General features: G+C 61.1%; 1 protein-coding gene. It reads right to left on the bottom strand.

Annotated elements, in window-relative coordinates:
- Positions 1 to 109 precede the first annotated feature (109 nt).
- A partial coding sequence (tuf, locus tag ACR0EF_RS18535) for an elongation factor Tu (protein ID WP_170343064.1) occupies positions 110 to 1,285 on the bottom strand: 1,176 nt, incomplete at its 5' end.

Here is a 1,285-nt window from a genome sequence, read left to right as displayed (position 1 = left end):
AAAAGGCCGCCCCGGATTGGGACGGCCTTCTTTGGTTTCTCACCGAGTTGCTTTCGGCTGGCTTCGCTTTGGAAAACCGCCTGCCGCAACCGGGCGCGACAGGCGCGCCTTACTCGATGATTTTGGACACGACGCCTGCGCCGACGGTGCGGCCGCCTTCGCGGATGGCGAAGCGCAGACCGTTTTCCATGGCGATCGGGGCGATCAGCTCAACGCCGAACGACACGTTGTCGCCGGGCATGACCATCTCGGTGCCTTCGGCCAGGGTCACTGTGCCGGTCACGTCAGTCGTACGGAAGTAGAACTGCGGACGGTAGTTCGCGAAGAACGGAGTGTGACGGCCGCCTTCTTCCTTGGTCAGGATGTAGGCTTCGGCTTCGAACTTGGTGTGCGGAGTCACCGAGCCCGGCTTACACAGAACCTGGCCACGCTCGACGCCGTCACGGTCAACACCACGCAGCAGGGCGCCGATGTTGTCGCCGGCTTCACCGCGGTCCAGCAGCTTGCGGAACATCTCGACACCGGTGCAGGTGGTCTTCTGCGTGTCGCGGATGCCGACGATTTCGATCTCGTCGCCAACGTTGATCACACCACGCTCGACACGACCGGTCACAACGGTACCACGACCCGAGATCGAGAACACGTCTTCGATCGGCATCAGGAACGGCTGGTCAACAGCGCGCTCGGGCGTGTCGATGTACTCGTCAACGGCCGCCATCAGTTCGCGGATCTTGTTCTCGCCGATTTCCGGGTTGTTGCCTTCCATCGCGGCCAGAGCCGAACCTGCGATGATCGGAATGTCGTCGCCGGGGTAGTCGTAGCTGGACAGCAGTTCGCGAACTTCCATCTCAACCAGTTCCAGCAGCTCTTCGTCGTCAACCTGGTCAACCTTGTTCAGGAACACGACCATCTTCGGGATGCCAACCTGGCGGCCCAGCAGGATGTGCTCGCGGGTCTGCGGCATCGGGCCGTCAGCGGCGTTCACAACCAGGATCGCGCCGTCCATCTGCGCCGCACCGGTGATCATGTTCTTCACATAGTCAGCGTGGCCGGGGCAGTCGACATGCGCATAGTGGCGGTTGTCGGTCTCGTATTCCACGTGGGCGGTCGAGATGGTGATGCCGCGCGCTTTCTCTTCCGGCGCACCGTCAATCTGGTCATACGCCTTGAAGTCGCCGAAATACTTGGTGATTGCTGCGGTCAGCGTCGTCTTGCCGTGGTCAACGTGGCCAATCGTGCCAATGTTGACGTGCGGTTTTGTACGCTCAAACTTTTCCTTTGCCAT

The organism is Ruegeria sp. CG8 (genome assembly GCF_056537165.1).
This window is presented reverse-complemented; position numbering and strand designations above follow the sequence as displayed.